Here is a 19,310-nt window from a genome sequence, read left to right on the forward strand (position 1 = left end):
GAAATTTTTTATTACATTTACATGACAATATTAGTTGGTTTGTAAAACTTCTGAAACGCTTTTGAAATATTTTGAGTAGGAATTGGTGGGAACACATGTAATATTGAGATGCCACTAATCCAATTCTTATTTTCATTACTATTTTCAAAATTGATAATATTCAATAAAAGTTCTAATAATCAATGCTAAGACAAAGAAATTAGCACACAATAGCAAGGTACTTTCAATTTTCTCGGTTTCTACCGTAATTCTATTATTACTCTCATAAAAAATATTACTTACCAGACCTAATAATACAAAAATACCTATGAAGTACCTTCCTTGTACACCTGCAAAAGACATGTCTGTAACTGGATTCCACATCAAATAAGCAGTTAAAAGGATACCCATTGTAATTGCTAGACTTACTAAAATTATTCCGACTTTATTCCAATTACTAAATATTTTTTTTCTAGGTAACATTATAAAGATACAAGACAGATAAGCTATATATAACCATGTCAGGTCCAACCCATAAGTAAACCATCCAAATGTAAAAGCTCCTTGTAGCTTATTTGGTACCAAATAGAAAAGTTCTTTCAGAACCAACTGAAGAAATCCTCCAATATTTTGAAGGGTATAGACAATTTTTTTTGCCGGATTAATTTCTGGATTTTCGGCAACTAATTGTAAGTTAATACTACTTGCTATTTTTAACCAAACTATCCCTAAAATAAGGGTCACACCTATAGATATAAAAATCACCAAATATTTTCTCAAATTTAATTTATTTATAGGTAGAAATAGTAGCAACCCAACTATTAAAACATATGGGAATTTCATTGTTGCAAGTGCTAAGCTAAGTAATGCAAACAGAAATAAATCAATATCAGTAATCTGTTCTTTCTCTACAAATTCACAGAATAAGCCAATTATCAAGAATATCAGTCCATTTGACATAGCATCCTGGTTAAATGATGCTGCAATATAAACGCTCATAGGAAGTAGTGCTACTGTACCCAAAACGTATTTATTCGTGGCAGCTTTTTTTATAGCTAACCTTACCAATAAAGCGTAAACTAATAGATTGAGGAAACGTCCCAAGATGATTGAAGCCGAAATACTTAATCTAAATAATCGTGCAATCAAAATCCCTGTTGCTTGTGGCAAGTAAGAAATAAAAGCATATCCATTTGTTTTTACAATCCCAGAATATGTGACTTTCTCTTCTGCAACCTCTTCATCTTCTAAATCGGTCAATACAAGTGGTTGTTTAAATACAGCTTCAACATCTATAATATCATCTGCAATTTTGCTCTGTTCTAACTTTTCAGGAACGTAGAGATGTCCATCACTAAGATAGAGAGCTCTTGCATAATGAACATTCTCATCTGGTGTATCCATAATTGGCGTATTGTAAACGAATAAACTTCCCGATAGGAGAATCGAAATAAATACCCGATTATGGTACTTACCAGGAAAAAGCATAATAGCTGAAAATACTACCCCCGAAATAATTAATAATTTTTTCGGAGCATTCACTACCCCACCATCTAAAATAAAATAGAGGACAATTATTGATAGCCAAATAAACAATACATATTTATATCTTTTTTTTAGTATTTCTGCAATGTGATAAAATCTTAAATACTCCACAAACCTATCCATCATATCTCCTTTATTTTTTTATGCTATCAAATAATATATACCAATCTTCCACAATTTTATCCTCTGAAAAATTGGTTGTTAAATATGTTTGCCCCCTACGTGCGATATCTACCAATTCGGATGAATTCGTTAAATAATATCTCATCTTTTCAGCAAGTTCTTCTTCTCCATCATATACCAGCATTTCTGGTGTTGCAGATTGAAGTATTGAGACACCTGGGCTGCAGGCATATGATAAAACAGGAACTCCCATTAACAGAGATTCTACTAGGGATAATGGCCATCCTTCCGTTTTAGAAGTCATCAATGTGAAGAGGGAATCTTTATAAACTTTTTCAACTTTATCAGTTCTACCCATCAAGTGTACCTGATTCTCAACACCCGACATTTGTATCAAGGATTCCAATGAAGCTCTTTCATTTCCATCACCATATATTTTTAGCTGAATATCAGGAAACTCCCCTGCTATTCTTGCAAATGCTCTAATCACATGGTCAACTTGTTTTACAGGATCTAATCGCCCAACAAATGAAATAACCTTGTTATTTACATTAACCAATTGCTCGTTTTTATGAATATAATTGGATAATGGATTACCAATTGCGCCCATTTTAGCTGAATCAATCGTATAAGCATCTTGAATAATCCTAGAATCTTCTGGCGTTAAAAATAGTATTTTATCTAACTTTGGATAAAAGTGCTTGATAATAAATGGATAAACTGAATATAGACCTTGACTATCTAGAACAAATTCAGCTGAACTATGCATCTGACCTATAAAAGTAGCGCTATCTCTCCATTTTCTTATAATATTATCCATCAGTAAATACACAATGGGATTCGCTAAAATAACAATAGCATCATTATTTTTACTTAATTTATCTTCCAAGATATTATTCAATTTCTTAGAAAATAATTTTTCAACAAAGAACATCCACGGCTTATCAAAAAAAATATCTTCACTATAGAGCAGTATCTCTTCATATTCGAGATTTTTGGGATTATGTTTTACACCTTTTTGTACTCCGCATCCAATCACAGTAACATCATTTCCATCACATGTAAAACGTTTCGCTAATTGATCAACCACCCTTTGCACTCCACCTATTCCACCTAAATGGTGTGTAACAAAAATAATACGTTTAGACATTTTTACCTCTTTCTCGATTGATAACTATCCAATATGTTGTAATAGCCCCTAAAGTATATGCTCCCATAACAATCGTAAACGCTACTGAAGCTCCCATAATACCAAATTTAAAAATTAAAGGTTGATATATAACTGAAGAAAGGAAAAATATAAAAAGATATGTCATAACTAACGTTGAATGTTTTCTAAAAATTGTCAATACATTTTCGATTGCAATAGCTATGGAATATAATGTACCGGATAATACTAGAATAGTTAATTCAAACACATATTTCGATAAATCCACACCGAAAACAAGGCTTAAAATTGGTATCCCTATGACATTAGAAGCTATAACAGAGACTCCTCCTACGACACCTAGTGCTAAAAACATTTTTTTCAGCGATAAAGAAAATTGAGCATAATCTCTTTTTCCCCATAAGTATGCCATATTTGTAATTTGTGGACGAATTACAAGGATGCACATACTCATAAAGAAAACAGGCATGAACAATATATTAAAATCCCTTTGAATACCTGTCTCTAGCAAACCAAGTTGCATTCCTTTTTCTATGACAATTTTGGGTTGGTTTAGGACACTCAATAATAGATATCCATTTATAAACAGGGGAAAACAAGCTTTTAAAATATTAATTATTCCTACCCAATTCCATTTTTCTAAAATCATCCGCCAAGCAAAATAAGTATTCTGTTTAACAAAATATCCCTCTATCAATATTATATAAAAAAATGTAAAGATAATTAGACAAATTATTGTAAAGTTAATAGACTTTGTTAGTGATAATGCCACATAAAAAATAATAATACTAATCAGATAGCGATAAGTCATCAACATACCAGCAATGTCTAGCCTACCTATTTGTTGTAAGAAACCTTGAAATACATCCGAAAGTGCATCACCTGTTCTATATAGTAAAAAAAGTATCGTTAGTGTAACTAACTCCGTAGAGTATTCCCCATTGCCTATAATATATAAATACGGTACGATTGTTACAAGCATCAATCCAATTGTAACTACCCTAGTTTGAAAATAATCTCTTAAGGTATACTTCCCATTGACATCCGTTCCTTGAAAGTTCCTTACTTGAAACAATCCAATAACAATCCATAGACTTCCTATGGAAGAAGCTAAGCTAAACTGGTCAGCGCTATCTGCTGACAGCAATCTGGAAACAACCATCAAATATAATACTGATACACCTGAGGCAAATACATTTCCAAGTAAATTCCAAAAATAAATTTTATTTCTACTAACGTTTTTATTGATGCTACTCACTATCATTTTCCTTAATTGCTATTTTCTGTATTAAGCTTTTTAATTTCGTATCCAACTTAGAAATACGAATAGTTAAATAAAATTGATTTATTAACAATAAGAAAATAATAAATAAAAATATAAAATTAACCGCAGAGGCAATTCCCAGAATTTTTGAAATTGCTTCAGCAAAAATTGGAAAAATGCTGAATACTAATAAGATTAATGAAAAGAAAATCCAAAATAAGGAATCATCAATCTGAACTTGTGATTTACGAATTGCTCGCAAAATAAATGCACAAGTGAAAAGAGAGACAAAAATTAGTACCACTTGAAATAATAAACTCATACTACCCTCTCTTTCTAAAGTTTTGAATTATGAGTATAGAAGCAAACATATGCATCATATACTGAATAGACCTAGAGAGCGTAAGATAACTCTCTCCTGCCTGTCTATCCTGCATATACACCTGTGCCTCAACAACTTTAACACCTTGTCTTATTAAATAAGAAACCGTATCTGGTTCTGGTCCATAATTAATATTCAATGCAAATTCTTTAATCAGCTTTTCTGAAAACATTCGCATCCCTGAAGTTGGATCATTAATTGTTTTACCTGTTGTTAGTCGTATCGCGGCACTAATCAATATATTTCCTAGCATCCTCAAAGATACTGGACGCTTTTCTGAAACAAAGCGAGATCCAATCACCATTTCATATCCTTCGTCAATTTTAGCATCCAAAACAGAAATATATTCTGGCAGATGTTGACCGTCTGCATCAAACTGAACAGCTTTTTTATATCCCTTTTCATAGGCATATAGAAGTCCTGTTTGAAATGCACCTGCTAATCCAAGATTTACTGGTAAATCAACTATATTATATCCTTTATTATGGCAAATCATGGATGTTCTATCTCTGGAACCGTCATTAATGACTACATAATCATACTGGCTGTAATTATTTATGATATTATCAACAACAGCGCCAATAGATTCTTCTTCATTATAGGCAGGTATTATTATAAGCAAATCAGATTTTTTCAACCCTATTCTCCTCCAAATATGTACTGTATCTATAAAAGATGATTCATATAGAATTTTTATCAATCTCCCCGCTATCTGATAGCCCTACTACCAATCATTTTTTGGGATTCAGTATTCGTCTTATTATGTACTTAATTGCACTTCCCGGGCCTCGATAAATATATTTTAATGCACCAGTGATTCCACCAATATTATCAAAATTAATATATGTATTAGGTAATGTGTCTGGGCGAATATTTAATACTTTGTTATCAACAAATGGAGTAATATAAAACTGTGCCCTTGATATCCGATAGTCATAACCCTTAGCCCATGCAATATACATCAAAATACGTTCAATGGAGTGAAGAATCGTATGTTGAGGAAGTGGCTCATCCGGAATTTCTTCGTCTGATATATTCAAATCAAACAATGGTTTTAAAGCATCATATTTAAACCAGATAAAAGTACCATAACTCATAATAAAGGTATTCATCTTCGTAAAATCAATCTCTCGTCCAAGGTTCATTCTTTCCCAAAGACGATTCATATCATCTGAAAAACGATTTTCATTCCATGGATCTACAATCTTAGTATATCGGAAAAAACTTGGGATATCAGCAATAACTAATCCAATCCCCTCGTTGTTGGACAGATCAGATAAAATACCATTAGCAGGTTTAATCAGCATGTCAAATAATTCATTTCTCCACGAATCACCTACCCAATATGGATATTCAGGGGATTTTTTTGTATGAAAGTGTCCAACCAAATCATACTGACTTAAATAATTTTTTAATTTGAACATTGGCACAACATCGCGACCTTTTTTACCGGTCACAACAATCTCTGCTTGCATTCCAAATGCATCAACAACTTCCTGTATTTCTTCCCGCTTCTCTTCGGAGTCGGTTGTCAAAAACAAGTCATATTTAAATGTAAACGATTCTTTAAAAGTATTTAAAAATTCTGGTAGTAAGTCTACATAGAACGTGTGTAAATGAACTGCTACTTTTTTGTCAATAGAAGCTATTTTATTTGAGGGTTCGATGACTTTTCTATCCAATAAATAGGCAGGAGTAGGAATTGAAACACTGGTCATATGAGAATCAATCAAATCTATAGGATAGCTTGATTTTTCTTCGATTGTTTTAAGAGTATACGGTGATAGATGTTGTGACAAGTCGAATGTTTTTATTTTTATAAAGGGAACCTTATAATCCAATAATACTTGTGGGTAGTGAATCGTGAAATTCCTATGGAAATAATCTTGATGAATCGGAACAGTATCTAGGACTGCTGTATAAGTAAAACCTGCTTTCATGAATATCTTTGTATACTGAGTTTCATACTCGTCAATTACTTTCTGTACATCAGTATGGGCAACAACAGATTCCCAAAATTTCCGAAAAACATTTGAGGTTGCTAATCTTTTTTTGAAGGAAATGAAATAAGATTGCAAATGCTCAGGTATATATAAATTATGTCCTTTGACTTCTGCATGATTTGTCATACCCCAAAAATCAATTTCAGGATCATTTTCATATTTCTCATAATACCCTACAATGTCCCATAGAGGCCCAAAACAAGTATCATTCATAACGGTTACCGAATCATATTTTTCCAGGTTATCTTGCCCTTCTAATTCTAATCCAGCTTTCCACGCCGCAAAATCATAACCGATGTTCTCACGTTGAATAAATTCTTGTATCAAATCCTTTGAAAAAAGAACACTTACATATTTTTCTGATAATTGACTATTCGAAATAAAAATTACTTTTGAAAAAAGCGGATTCATTTCTTTTAACTGATACATTACATGATCACTAATAGCATCATATTTATTGTAATGTACATAAATAAGCAAACGACTCATTTTTTTCTCCTAAAAAAGTTAATAATCTTAGTTGGGATTGTCCAACGTCGTGAACCAATTACCATGTGATAATCATTAGATAGTTGCTCATATGCCAGCTCCAACTGTTTAAAATTCTCTTGGAGTTGCTCCAACTCCATTTCCTTACTTTTGTTGATTATAATTTCCTCATTTAATAGTTCACAGAGTTGCTTAGGTGTAGCACTCACATCTTTTCTCTTGTATCTAAATACTAATTTTCGGTCACTAAGTTCGCTAACATCATAAATAAGCTGCGGATCCTCTTCTGCAAATACATTTCCGCCGTTCAGCTCTATTCCACTAACAAATATAGGAGTTAATTCAATAGCATCATCAACTGTTTTGAAACTTGTGTATTCAAAACTGCCAAAAGACTCTGATAAATCTACTCGAATCTTCTTTGCTATGCCAGTATTAATTGTAAATTCACCTTCATTTAAAAGTGGTAGAACAAATGAATCTGCAACAGAAAACTCATTTTTCTCATTGGAGTAATACACAGTAATTTTCTGCTGTTCAATATACCTAAGCATATCCTCAGCAATTGATACACCAAGCAGACTAGAAATTCCTTGTAACTTTTTAGTTTTTAATGGAAAAAAATCACCATTAATACTGTCTATGATATTCTTAGAGGCCTCGAAAATAGTATACTTCCGTTGAGCTACAGCACTTAGCAGTAACGCTTCATCTTTACAATGTTCGTAGTTTTCTAAAGTATTTTTTAATTTTTCTACTAAGTCTTCAACTTCTCCTAGGCTATAGAAATTTTCAGTTTCAAAGAATTTACCTACTGTATGATACCCAAGATTGTCTGAAGCGATATATGGGACACCATTCAAAATTGCTTCTACCAATACCAACGGAAATGCTTCAAATTTTGAAGGGAATACTACAATGTCCCTATCTGTAACAAAACTCCAAGGATTTTCTTGATAACCTAAAAACTGAACATTTCTGATTGAGTTCTCACTGATATAGCAATCACAGATAGCTTTGTACTCATTATCCCATCCTCCAATAAATACCAACTCCAAGTCAGTCGATTGTAGCTTAGCAAAAGCCTTTATCAACTCCAGTTGATTTTTCCACTCCGATATACCTCCAATTGAAACTATCCGAGTTCTTCTGCCTGTTTTTAGCTTCTGCTCATCTACTTGGGAATAAGGAATAAATGAGCTTAATTTATCTGATGAGAAATAATTTGATAATTCTTCATAAAGTCCCCCATGTACTGCAAAAATTTTATCGGATAATAAATTAATTACAGGTATTTTTTCTTTATAATATTCGAATTCTCCTTTTGGAAATTCATGAATTAAATAATAGTGTCTACAGTTTTCTAGCGCTGCAGCGATTGCACCCTGAAAAACATGGACTGTATTAGAGATAACCAAGTCAATTGCTTCTTCTCTAATAATCTGTCTAATGTCTGCTATATTTTTATGCTGATATAATAGTGCCGCCGTTCTATCTGCTTCAGGAATATTTTTAGATTCTAGCCACCACCAACATAAAGAACGCATAGAATAATACTTAATATTTGCAACTTGCATCCGACTTAGGTAAGTAGAATCGGCATTGGTTTCATTATCAGGAATTACGTTATATATATGGTGACCATTTTTTGATAAATACTCCATTAAATTCAAGATGGACACTTCTGCACCACTAAATAGAGCACCTACTGGAGAAATAAATAATATTCTCATAATTTCTTAATCCTACTGTTCTATCCAACTTCCCTGTCTTATAAGTAAACCGGTTGCTGAGTCCGTTTCTGAAAAATCATCTAAATTAATTTTTTTATCTATAGAAAAAATGGGAGGATTAGGAATATTCAATATACCTAAATCATTATTTTTTTCATCTCTTAATGTCGCCATTAATCTCAATTTCACATGATTAAAATATGGTAACTTAAAGGTATACCTTAATCGCTTTTTGCCAACTCCCTTTTGTAAATAATCCCAAGAGTTGTCATTGTACAACCCTAAACCTGTTGACAAATCTACAAATGAGAAGGCGATATACGTTGATAAATCATCTCTCAATACTTCATAAGTAAATTCTATCGTTATTTCATCCTCATTACTATATCTATCTTCTCCCACTAAATGTGCCGTAAAATTATCAATTACTTTTGTTTGACTATCCGAAATAGGCTCGCTAGAATCTGCTATAACTTGCTGTATTTGTATATTATCCACACTGTATTGATTGGCTACATCGAATGGATTGCCAATCGCTTTAACTACACCATGTTCAATCAAAACAGCCTTATTACAATACTTTTTCACAGCTCCCATATCATGGGTGACAAGAATGGTTGTTTTTCCACTTTTTTTACGCTCTAGGAAGTAATCATTACATTTACGCTGAAAGGCCTCATCACCGACTGCTAGAACCTCATCAAGTATCAGAATATCTCCTTGAGCTTTAATGGCAACTGAAAAGGCTAAACGTACCTGCATACCACTAGAATAATTTTTCAGCTTTTGATTCATGAATTCACTCAATTCCGCAAATTCAACAATATCATCATACATTGCATCAATTTCTTCCGTCGTAAAACCAAGCATTGCACCGTTCAAGTATACATTCTCACGACCTGTTAACTCTGGGTTGAATCCCACACCCAATTCAATAAAAGATACAAGCTTACCATTTACAATTACTTTCCCATTTTCCGGAACATAGATTTGTGAAATTATTTTCAAAAGTGTTGATTTTCCAGAACCATTACGCCCAACAATTCCAAAAAAATCCCCTTCTTCTACTTCAAAATTAATATCCTGTAAAACATGTTGTTCCTTGTAACCCTTAATACCTTTGAAGCGATTTACCAAAGTCGTTCGTAAACTTTGCGTACTCTCCGTAGGTAATCTAAAAAATTTACTTACATGTTCTACCTTTACTGCTATTTTTTTATTTGTCATTATAAAATCTCCGCAAATCTCTTCGAGTTCTTTTTAAAAATGATATACCCAAGAATAAAAATAATAATAGGTAGTACGTATGGAATCGCAACAATTAGCGGATTTTGAATCAAATCTCTTATTGTCATACTACCCGAATAAATAATAAAATGTCTCAGGTCTTGAATAATTTGTGCAACAGGGTTCAACATCATCAATTTAGCAAATGTTACTTGCCCACGCTGTAAAATAAATGTCAATGAATAAATAATTGGTGTCGCATACAATCCAGCCTGTAAGAACACTTCCCAAATTGGACCAATATCTCTAAATCTTACAAATAAAGAAGATAGAATGAAAGCTATACCTGTTGCTAGTAATGCCAATTCAAAAAACAATGGGATTATAACTAAAACGGACCAAGTAAAGGGAACCCCGTTAATAGCAGCAAATACAAATACAACCATTAAGTTAATGGCGTAATTAATTGCAGCTCCTGCAACTGAAGAAAAGACAATAATTTCTTTCGAAAAATTCAATTTACGCAACAAATCTCCACGAGAAACAATGGACATCATTCCCATGTTGGTTGCTTCAGTAAAAAAGTTCCAAGTAACCATACCAAGCAGTAAGCTTACTGCATAATGTGGAGTTCCATCATCAAAACGCAAAAAACGTACAAAGACTAAATACATAATTGTAAAAAGTAACAATGGTTTTAATATTGACCACAGGTGTCCAATCAAAGAACCTTGATAACGCAGTTTAAAATCAGTTTTTACCATTTCTTTCAAAAGAATCTGGTTTTCTCTATTCAATAAGTTCATAACTATTCCTTATAAGCAAATTTTGTAATAATGAGTGTTGTAAATACCAATGTATGGAAAGCCTTATTTTTCCTCAATCCATATTTTCTTAAAATCCTGAATCGTTCAAGCATTGGTTTATCCATAATGGTTACAAATGCTTCAATTAATTCTCTATTTGACTGAGATAGAGGCATTTGTAGTAAGTGTCGGGCTTGTTTTTGACTATTTTTTATCAAATCCCAATAGACAGCAAATAAAATATGAGGGCGAATCCATTTTTTAAAGCGTTTTGAGAGAGTTCGAGCTCCTAAAACATTATCAGAATGCTGGCGGTACAGTTCCCCTGGTTGATCAATAAATACCAAATTTCCAAAGGCTGACGCAAGCAGGGCCAGATACCAATCATGCATCAAAATATCCTCAGTTACTTGCCACATTTCAGCAAGATGATGATTAATCATGGCGACACCGCCAGTCACAGTGTTCTCAGTCAACTCTTGCACCAATTCCGTATTGGCATGATGAGATTGAGATTTTACCATGCTTTCTGCCATAACCTCTAGATTTTGATTGACAACTTTGAGGTCCATATAAACCATCAATGGCAAATTTGTTGGATAGGCTTGTGCTTTTTTCAGGCTAACTTCCAGTTTATTTGGTAGCCAAACATCATCTTGGTCACTGAAAAAATAGAAATCAGCAGTATCATAATGAACTAGCCTATGAAAACTTTTGATGACACCGAGATTTTCATCTGTCTCAACATCTATGAAATGAATTCGCTGATCTTGTTCAACAAAATCTTTAATAAGCTCTCTAGTTCGATCACTGGAACCATCATCACGAATAAATAGTGTCCAGTCTGTGTAAGTCTGTTCTTGGATAGAGCGAATTTGCTCAGCTAAGAACTGTTGACCATTGTAGGTCGACATGAGTATGTTTACTTTCATTGTAAAAATAATTCCTCGTACTCTTGGACGATTTTTTCCCAGGTGTATTCATCCTTCATGTGTTTTTTCGCAATTTCTCCTAATTCCACCGCTTCAGCATTCTCATCAATTTGGTTAATTAATTGACTCAGGCTACCTGACTCCTTACTCCAATACCGAGCACCTTCTAGGGCAACTTTGCGGTTAAAATCAACACCTAAAATCAAATTTTCATTGGTTTGCGCCAGCGCTTCTAGGAGACTAGGATTGGTTCCTCCAACTTCATGTCCATGAATATAAGCTCGACATTCTTGGCGCAGATATTTAAGTAGTTCTTGGTCATATACTGTTCCTACGAACTTAATCCTCTTATCGGATATAAAGCCTGTCTCGTCTTTCAATTTTTGAAAATAGGCAGAGCCTTCATGGTTTGCAACGATGACTAAATCACGTCTCGTGTTGCTTGCCATAAACTCCCTAATTGCTGTCACATAGTTATTCTCAGGTACAAAACGACCGATAATCAGATAAAATTCTTTCTCTTTAATGTCCCAATTTGTAAAATATTGGCGAACTTGTTCAGATTCTTTTGTTAACTTAGTCGGATTTAAATCTGTACCATAGGCAATAAAGCGTGTATTGGTAGCTAAGTATTCAGATTGAATATAATCCTCAATTCCCTCATTATCAGCAATAATCAAATCAGCATATTTGACCATCATTTTTTCAGAAAATTTTAGATACCTCTGGACTGGCTTAGCCCACTTGGCCCGTTTCCATTCCAAACCATCTGGATTGACAAACAAGGTACCTCCAATAGAGTGAATCTTTTTCGCAAAAGGTGCTATGAAGCCACCTATGGTATTTCCCAAGATATAGAAAATTGGTCGCTCTATCTGCTGTTCCTTAATGATTTTAAGGGCATAAGCAATCGCCATCATATCATAAGCAATCACACGAGCCGGTCCAAGTTTTGGTGGATTAATGGTGAAGCAATCTGCACCCAAGTAGGTCGAATGTTGGTGATGACTTGTATCAGACAAGCACGCCACATGGTAATGAATCTTCTCAGATTGCTGGTGACTGACCAATTGTTGGACAAAGGTCTCAAAGCCACCATATTTTGCTGGCAGTCCACGACTACCGATAATAAAAACGTGTTTCATGAATCCTCTCCATCAAATTGCAGTTCTTTTCATTATACCATTTTTTAGTTTTTTTTCCTAATTCTATCCTAGTTTGGCTATAAAGCCTTTTCTTTTTCTACACTTCTAACTTCACAGTATAGATAAAAACAAATTTTGAGTTAATAAGAAAAATTTGATATAATATGTACTGGCTTTTATACAAACATACTAAATTAATTAGAAATTTGAGTAAAATATGAAATTTTTAAAACTAATTGTCCATTGGCTATTATCTTTCTTGATGTGTGTTTCTTTCATCCACTATACCCATTTAATCAAGAACGAGTTGAGCGCATCTTCAAAAATTAATCAAGTAAAGATAGTTGCTGGTGGTCCACAACTGTATTTAGAAGGAATACAAATCAATGGTAAATATGTTTCAAGTGATAATTTTGGGGAAAATGACTGGTATGTAGCAGATGTCGATGTTTTAACCGAATTTTATATATCCCGTTCGTTGGGAGATACAATTACCATCTCTCCTCAAAAAAGCATACAATCACTAGCATTCGAATACAATGTCACATCAGACAGGAATAAAATTGAGATTTTTGTTAACAACCGCTTATTTGAAACTATTGATACTTCTAAAGGAAATGGGCATAGAAACATAGCATTTATTCCCCTATCTCAAGGAATAAAGATGACCAAAGATAATTTTATTTGGTACCTACATCTAATCTTTTTTGGAATAGGCATTTTAATTCTTATTATAAAAGGAATGACTTGGAAGCTTAATCGAAAGAAAATTGCTATCCTACTTATACTGCTACTCGTAGAGCACACCATAATCTCTCTATCTTTTTCTCTATTCTATAGTGACCAACTGATTTTATTTAATTCAAGTTTCAACGAAATTAACCTTGTAAAACTAGTCCACTTGTTCTCTCTTCTGACTGTTGTTTGCATTGCAAGTTTCAATAGATTATTAAATAAACTGTGGAAAAAAATCAATAAATTTATTTCTATTATAGTTTTTTGTGCTGTCCCATATCTTTCCTTATTTATAATAGAAAATACATATTCACAGTTTTCACCTCTGTCTAATCAGGTTATACTGAATAATCTATTAATTATTTGGCTTGTTTATATAATACTTTCTTTATTTTTCAATATTCGTCGAGCTACTCTCGCCTTATTACTTCTGTCATTACTTATTGGATTAGTGAATAAAGTCATGATTGATAGCAGGGGAACACCACTTCTATACTATAATTTATTTCAAATTGAAGATGGCTTAAATGTAGCGTCCAATGTTGCATTACAATTAAACAATAAAATGTTACAAAGCATAACCATCACAATGCTTTCTATTATTGTTTATACTTTCGTTCCTTATACCAGGTTTCCAAAATTATCTGCGACTGTAAGGTGCAACGATAGATATGATACAGCATTCTTCAAAAAGTTTATTCGAATAGTAGCTGGGCTCTCTTTGGTTTTACTATTTCCCTTTATCAGTCAAAAAATCGTAGAAAATGCTGATATTCCCTTAAACCGCTGGCGTATGTATGCAACCTATGGCGAGTCAGGGCTCCCACTCTCGCTTGCCTCTTTCTATGAAGATAGTAAAATCACTAAACCTGATGGATACTCAGTTCCCAAACTTAATGAAATTCTTGAGAAGTACTCTCCTGAAACAGAAAAACAGACAATCCGACCTAATATTATCTTTATACAGAATGAATCACAGAGTGATTTTTCAAACTTACAGGGATTAAGTATGGAGCCTGATCCACTCTCAAACCAACATGCTTTAACAGATAATGCTGTTCACGGTACATTAAATGTTTCTGTATTTGGAGGTGGGACAGCCAATACAGAGTATGAAGTTCTAACAAGCAATGCTATTAGTCTATTATCTTCTAATCTATTCCCTTATCAACAGATTATCATGCAAGAACGACCAAGTTTTGCATCCTATCTAAAAGATAAAAATTACGAGACTGTTGCGTTACATCCGCAAACTGGTATCAATTATAATAGAAAGATCGTTTATCCTCTATTAGGATTTGAGCAAAGCTATTTCTCTGATTCTGTTCCTACAATTCAAACTTTAGCTGATTTTACAACCGATCGAAGTTGGCCATCTGATCAATTTCTATTTAATGGAATAAAGGAACTCTACAAACAAAAAGGAAACCGTCCTCTATTCAGTTTTGTCGTCACCATGCAAGGTCACGGCGGATATCTAAGCACAGAAGAAACTTACCCTCGTGAAGTCAGCATTAATGGTTCAACATCTGAATACTTAGCTGAAACAGAATTTTTGACCAGCATGAAGAAGACGGACGAAGCATTTGCTGATTTAATTACTTTCTTTAGCACTTACAAAGAGCCTACGGTCATCGTCATGTACGGCGATCACCAACCTAGTTTGAGTCAAGAATTTTACGCGCAGTTTATGGATGAAAATAATCCTGCTGCTAAATATTCTACCCCTTTTGTGATTTGGTCTAATTTTGATATTAAGGAACGTGAATCTACAACTATTAGCCCAAATTATCTCGTTCCATATTTGATGGATATTTTATCCGAATCCGACTATGCCCTTCCTCGATCGCCTTACCAACAATTTTTGAGCGATATGCAAATCGAAGCACCTATCATTACTAGTTGGGGAAACATCGATAATAGCGGTCAACAAATTGAAGACATGTCAAGCCTATCACTTTACCAAACCTACTTACAACTAGAATACAATAGTGCCGTTGATAAACGACCTCTAACAGATCTATATGAGTGATAAAAATAGCCTTGCTCGTTTTTGAGCAAGGCTATTTTATCATCAATCATCCAAAAAACTTAATTATCTAAAAGATAAAGCTTGTAATTCTCGATAATTGATCGTAATTTTTCACCATATTTCGGATCAGTAGCATATCCTGATTGTCTTAACGCAAGAATAGCTTGTTGATAATCAGTTGCCTCCCTAAAACTCTGGTAATTTTTTATTCTCCACGGAGTAGAGGTAAAGAACTTAGCATAGTCTGCTACACTTTCATTCCATGAATTATATTTTCTAAACAAGTGCTTTTCTTGCTTCTTCTCACCATCACGGTATTCATTGGTAATGATTTCAATTGTATCCCCCGTCCATGCAGCATTCGCTTTGATGCCAAAAAGATTATTCCCATGAGTCGCCAAGTATGACGTTCCCCATGCACTTTCTAGGATGGCTTGAGATAACATGACGCTAGAAAGAATAGAGTTCGCTTTTGAATTTTGCTCAATTGCAGGCACTAGATTAGCTATGAAACTTTTCTGATCATTAGAAAGTCTTCCTGTTTCAATACCTGTACCTGCAATTCCTACTTTCCCTCAACAGCACCATACCAGTTCATCACACCTTGTGCCAATGCTTTCGCAAGGCGAGTGTGATAAGAATCTTGTTTGATAACTTGTAACTCCGAAGGATTATCCATAAATCCTAGCTCCACTAGAATAGCAGGAATTGCCGTCTCGCGAAGGACTGCAAAAGTTTCTCTTCTTACGCCACGGTTAACTGCACCTGTTTCCTTAATTAAACTCTCCTGAACCTTGTTAGCTAAAATCTCACTTTCAGCTAAACGAGTAGGGTTATTATGCATTTCTTTATTAATTTTAGGTTGGTATTCCGGATCGTATTGATACCAGTATGTTTCGATACCAGTTGCATTCGAAACTCCTGCACCCGTCGCATTAAAATGGATACTAATAAATAAGTCTGCGTTGCTTGCATTCGTCATTCGTGACCTCTCTGTTTTGAAGTCTACATCATAATCACCTGTACGGGTCATCAAAACATTGATTCCATATTTCAAGAGATTTTCACGCAACTTATTTGAAACAGACAATGCAAGATTTTTTTCATGTACGCCTCCATAAGAAGCTCCTGAGTCTCGCCCTCCATGTCCTGGGTCAATATAGACTGTGTAGGAGCGTGTTGATGGCAATTCAACACTAGTACCGCCAACTGCTGTCATACTTCCATCTGTTCCGCGGTAGTAAACATGCGAAATGTACTTCCCTGAACTATATTTATGTTGGGTTTTGTTAATTCTTGCAAGGTAGCTACCATCTGACTGGCGTGATGCTTCATGCCAAACAATATCATCCTGACCTCCTGATTCTGTCCAGGTCGGAACATAGACTTTGTCTAAACCACGCGGTGATGAAATATTAGTGATGCGAACATTGAAACTACCTGCTTGAACATTTACATCTGAAACTGTAATGGTGCCAGAAAGTTTTAATTCTGGTAATTCAACACTAGCTCCGCCAATTGCGGTCATACTTCCATCGTGACCTCGGTAATAAACATGGGAGATATATTTACCGGATTCATATTTATGTTGAGTTTTGTTAATTCTTGCAAGGTAGCTGCCATCTGATTGGCGTGATGCTTCATGCCAAACAATATCATCCTGACCTCCTGATTCTGTCCAGGTCGGAACATAGACTTTGTCTAAACCACGCGGTGACGAAACATTAGTAACACGAACATCGAAGGTACCTTGGGCATCGTTACGATTTTCAATTGTGATGGTGCCTGTAGATTTTAATTCTGGCAATTCAACACTAGCTCCGCCAATAGCGGTCATACTTCCATCGTGACCTCGGTAATAAACATGGGAGATATATTTACCGGATTCATATTTATGTTGGTTTTTGTTAATTCTTGCAAGGTAGCTACCATCTGACTGGCGTGATGCTTCATGCCAAACAATATCATCCTGACCTCCTGATTCTGTCCAGGTCGGAACATAAACTTTGTCTAAACCACGCGGTGATGAAACATTAGTAACACGAACATCGAAGGTACCTTGGGCATCGTTACGATTTTCAATTGTGATGATGCCTGTAGGTTTTAATTCTGGCAATTCAACACTAGCTCCGCCAATTGCGGTCATACTTTCATCGTGACTTCGGTAATAAACATGGGAGATATATTTACCGGATTCATATTTATGTTGGTTTTTGTTAATTCTTGCAAGGTAGCTGCCATCTGACTGGCGTGATGCTTCATGCCAAACAATATCATCCTGACCTCCTGATTCTGTCCAGGTCGGAACATAAACTTTGTCTAAACCACGCGGTGACGAAACATTAGTAACACGAACATCGAAGGTACCTTGGGCATCGTTACGATTTTCAATTGTGATGGTGCCTGTAGGTTTTAATTCTGGCAATTCAACACTAGCTCCGCCAATTGCGGTCATACTTCCATCGTGACCTCGGTAATAAACATGGGAGATATATTTACCGGATTCATATTTATGTTGGGTTTTGTTAATTCTTGCAAGGTAGCTGCCATCTGACTGGCGTGATGCTTCATGCCAAACAATATCATCCTGACCTCCTGATTCTGTCCAGGTCGGAACATAGACTTTGTCTAAACCACGCGGTGATGAAACGTTAGTAACACGAATATCGAAGGTACCTTGGGCATCGTTACGATTTTCAATTGTGATGGTGCCTGTAGATTTTAATTCTGGCAATTCAACACTAGCTCCGCCAATTGCGGTCATACTTCCATCGTGACCTCGGTAATAAACATGGGAGATATATTTACCGGATTCATCTTTATGTTGGGTTTTGTTAATTCTTGCAAGGTAGCTACCATCTGACTGGCGTGATGCTTCATGCCAAACAATATCATCCTGACCTCCTGATTCTGTCCAGGTCGGAACATAGACTTTGTCTAGACCACGCGGTGACGAAACATTAGTAACACGAACATCGAAGGTACCTTGGGCATCGTTACGATTTTCAATTGTGATGGTGCCTGTAGGTTGTGTAACATTGACCGAACTGGAAGCTGTACTGACTCGAGCACTTGGAACACTTGTAGAGCCATTCGAACTTCCTGCAATCGTATTGGAAGAACTTCTGGTCAGCGAATTCGAAGTACTACTTGTTGAACCTGCTGTCAAACTAGAATCAACAGTTGAGCTTGTAGTAGCCGAAGTTGCTTCCTCCTCAATTTTAGACGAGATTGCATTGCTATTATTCAAAGCAGTAGGCTTCTCAGCCACGTTTACGACATCCTTCTTCCACTCGAAACTATAATCTGATAAGGTCTGAAAACTTCCATCTGTTAATTGTGCTGTTAACTTCAGCGAAAAGACTTGGTCTTCCTCCGCAAATGTAGACCGCTCCAAAACCGCTACGTATCTCCCCTGCTCATCCATTGAGAATGTGACAGTAATGCCGCTATTTGTTTCAGAGCTAAACTGGGCTGTAACACCAATAATTTCCCCTTGAATGTTCGACAGAATAGCTTTAATCTGACCAGCCTCATCAACGACAGATAGCTGCCCGCCAGTTTCAGCAACCTGAGATGAAGAAACTTGACTAGATGGGGCATTTACCATATCCGCTTGAACAAGCTGAGCATTCAACGCGGATGCACACAAAGAAAGAAATAACAACGTTCTTTTTTTCACAAATATCTCCTTTATGTATTTCACATGTAAAAACAACTATATTTCTCAAAATAGATGTAATTACA

Annotated in this window: 14 protein-coding genes; 1 reads left to right on the top strand and 13 read right to left on the bottom strand. The window is 34.9% G+C overall.

The window, feature by feature from the left end; translation table 11 throughout:
* Positions 1–144 precede the first annotated feature (144 nt).
* From K5Q34_RS02195 to cps2T, 11 genes are all read right to left on the bottom strand, one after another.
* Entirely contained in the window at positions 145–1,647 is a 1,503-nt protein-coding gene (locus K5Q34_RS02195; RefSeq protein WP_024407379.1) for a DUF2142 domain-containing protein, read from the bottom strand.
* A 10-nt stretch (positions 1,648–1,657) separates the two neighbouring features.
* Complete coding sequence (locus tag K5Q34_RS02200) at positions 1,658–2,797, bottom strand: glycosyltransferase (RefSeq protein WP_105133848.1); 1,140 nt, start codon at positions 2,795–2,797, stop codon at positions 1,658–1,660.
* Positions 2,790–4,073 (bottom strand): lipopolysaccharide biosynthesis protein, encoded by a 1,284-nt coding sequence (locus K5Q34_RS02205; protein WP_238138400.1) that lies wholly within the window; start codon positions 4,071–4,073, stop codon positions 2,790–2,792. The genes K5Q34_RS02200 and K5Q34_RS02205 overlap by 8 nt, the downstream gene beginning before the upstream one ends.
* Entirely contained in the window at positions 4,066–4,401 is a 336-nt protein-coding gene (locus K5Q34_RS02210) for a DUF2304 domain-containing protein (protein ID WP_015646677.1), read from the bottom strand. Before K5Q34_RS02210 ends, K5Q34_RS02205 begins: the two co-directional genes overlap by 8 nt.
* A gap of 1 nt (position 4,402) precedes the next feature.
* Positions 4,403–5,098, bottom strand: a complete 696-nt coding sequence (locus tag K5Q34_RS02215; protein WP_015646676.1) for a glycosyltransferase family 2 protein — start codon at positions 5,096–5,098, stop codon at positions 4,403–4,405.
* A gap of 94 nt (positions 5,099–5,192) precedes the next feature.
* The gene (locus tag K5Q34_RS02220; protein WP_172114651.1) at positions 5,193–6,953 is read right to left on the bottom strand and encodes a rhamnan synthesis F family protein; all 1,761 of its coding nucleotides are present in this window, start codon (positions 6,951–6,953) and stop codon (positions 5,193–5,195) included.
* Positions 6,950–8,686, bottom strand: coding sequence for a glycosyltransferase family 4 protein (locus tag K5Q34_RS02225; RefSeq protein WP_029743421.1), 1,737 nt, complete (start codon positions 8,684–8,686; stop codon positions 6,950–6,952). Before K5Q34_RS02225 ends, K5Q34_RS02220 begins: the two co-directional genes overlap by 4 nt.
* Positions 8,687–8,698: 12 nt before the next feature.
* Positions 8,699–9,913: an ABC transporter ATP-binding protein gene (locus K5Q34_RS02230; protein ID WP_029743422.1), complete on the bottom strand. Its 1,215-nt coding sequence runs from the start codon at positions 9,911–9,913 to the stop codon at positions 8,699–8,701.
* Positions 9,913–10,719: an ABC transporter permease gene (locus tag K5Q34_RS02235; RefSeq protein WP_024407385.1), complete on the bottom strand. Its 807-nt coding sequence runs from the start codon at positions 10,717–10,719 to the stop codon at positions 9,913–9,915. The genes K5Q34_RS02230 and K5Q34_RS02235 overlap by 1 nt, the downstream gene beginning before the upstream one ends.
* 2 nt (positions 10,720–10,721) lie before the next feature.
* Entirely contained in the window at positions 10,722–11,651 is a 930-nt protein-coding gene (locus K5Q34_RS02240; RefSeq protein ID WP_024401403.1) for a glycosyltransferase family 2 protein, read from the bottom strand.
* Positions 11,648–12,796 carry a beta 1-4 rhamnosyltransferase Cps2T gene (gene cps2T, locus K5Q34_RS02245; RefSeq protein ID WP_221864430.1) on the bottom strand — a complete coding sequence of 383 codons (1,149 nt, stop codon included), beginning with the start codon at positions 12,794–12,796 and terminating at the stop codon, positions 11,648–11,650. The genes K5Q34_RS02240 and cps2T overlap by 4 nt, the downstream gene beginning before the upstream one ends.
* Before the next feature lie 217 nt (positions 12,797–13,013).
* On the opposite strand from cps2T, the gene K5Q34_RS02250 reads away from it, so the two are divergent.
* Positions 13,014–15,563 (top strand): LTA synthase family protein, encoded by a 2,550-nt coding sequence (locus tag K5Q34_RS02250; RefSeq protein ID WP_221864431.1) that lies wholly within the window; start codon positions 13,014–13,016, stop codon positions 15,561–15,563.
* A gap of 59 nt (positions 15,564–15,622) precedes the next feature.
* On the opposite strand, the gene K5Q34_RS02255 is transcribed toward K5Q34_RS02250, so the two are convergent.
* Both K5Q34_RS02255 and K5Q34_RS02260 read right to left on the bottom strand, forming a co-directional pair.
* Positions 15,623–16,060: a glycoside hydrolase family 73 protein gene (locus tag K5Q34_RS02255; RefSeq protein ID WP_228381815.1), complete on the bottom strand. Its 438-nt coding sequence runs from the start codon at positions 16,058–16,060 to the stop codon at positions 15,623–15,625.
* A 68-nt stretch (positions 16,061–16,128) separates the two neighbouring features.
* Positions 16,129–19,245 (bottom strand): GBS Bsp-like repeat-containing protein, encoded by a 3,117-nt coding sequence (locus tag K5Q34_RS02260; protein WP_253214077.1) that lies wholly within the window; start codon positions 19,243–19,245, stop codon positions 16,129–16,131.
* Positions 19,246–19,310: the final 65 nt, after the last annotated feature.

Origin of the sequence: Streptococcus sp. 2018110, from assembly GCF_019754115.1 — a bacterium.
GTDB classification, from domain to species: Bacteria; Bacillota; Bacilli; order Lactobacillales; family Streptococcaceae; genus Streptococcus; species Streptococcus hashimotonensis.

Coding starts and splice junctions, on each gene's coding strand:
- K5Q34_RS02235 (WP_024407385.1), bottom strand. CDS start 10,719: ATGAACTTATTGAATAGAGAAAACCAGATTCTTTTGAAAGAAATGGTA.
- K5Q34_RS02195 (WP_024407379.1), bottom strand. CDS start 1,647: ATGGATAGGTTTGTGGAGTATTTAAGATTTTATCACATTGCAGAAATA.
- K5Q34_RS02220 (WP_172114651.1), bottom strand. CDS start 6,953: ATGAGTCGTTTGCTTATTTATGTACATTACAATAAATATGATGCTATT.
- K5Q34_RS02250 (WP_221864431.1), top strand. CDS start 13,014: ATGAAATTTTTAAAACTAATTGTCCATTGGCTATTATCTTTCTTGATG.
- K5Q34_RS02240 (WP_024401403.1), bottom strand. CDS start 11,651: ATGAAAGTAAACATACTCATGTCGACCTACAATGGTCAACAGTTCTTA.
- K5Q34_RS02200 (WP_105133848.1), bottom strand. CDS start 2,797: ATGTCTAAACGTATTATTTTTGTTACACACCATTTAGGTGGAATAGGT.
- K5Q34_RS02210 (WP_015646677.1), bottom strand. CDS start 4,401: ATGAGTTTATTATTTCAAGTGGTACTAATTTTTGTCTCTCTTTTCACT.
- K5Q34_RS02225 (WP_029743421.1), bottom strand. CDS start 8,686: ATGAGAATATTATTTATTTCTCCAGTAGGTGCTCTATTTAGTGGTGCA.
- cps2T (WP_221864430.1), bottom strand. CDS start 12,796: ATGAAACACGTTTTTATTATCGGTAGTCGTGGACTGCCAGCAAAATAT.
- K5Q34_RS02230 (WP_029743422.1), bottom strand. CDS start 9,913: ATGACAAATAAAAAAATAGCAGTAAAGGTAGAACATGTAAGTAAATTT.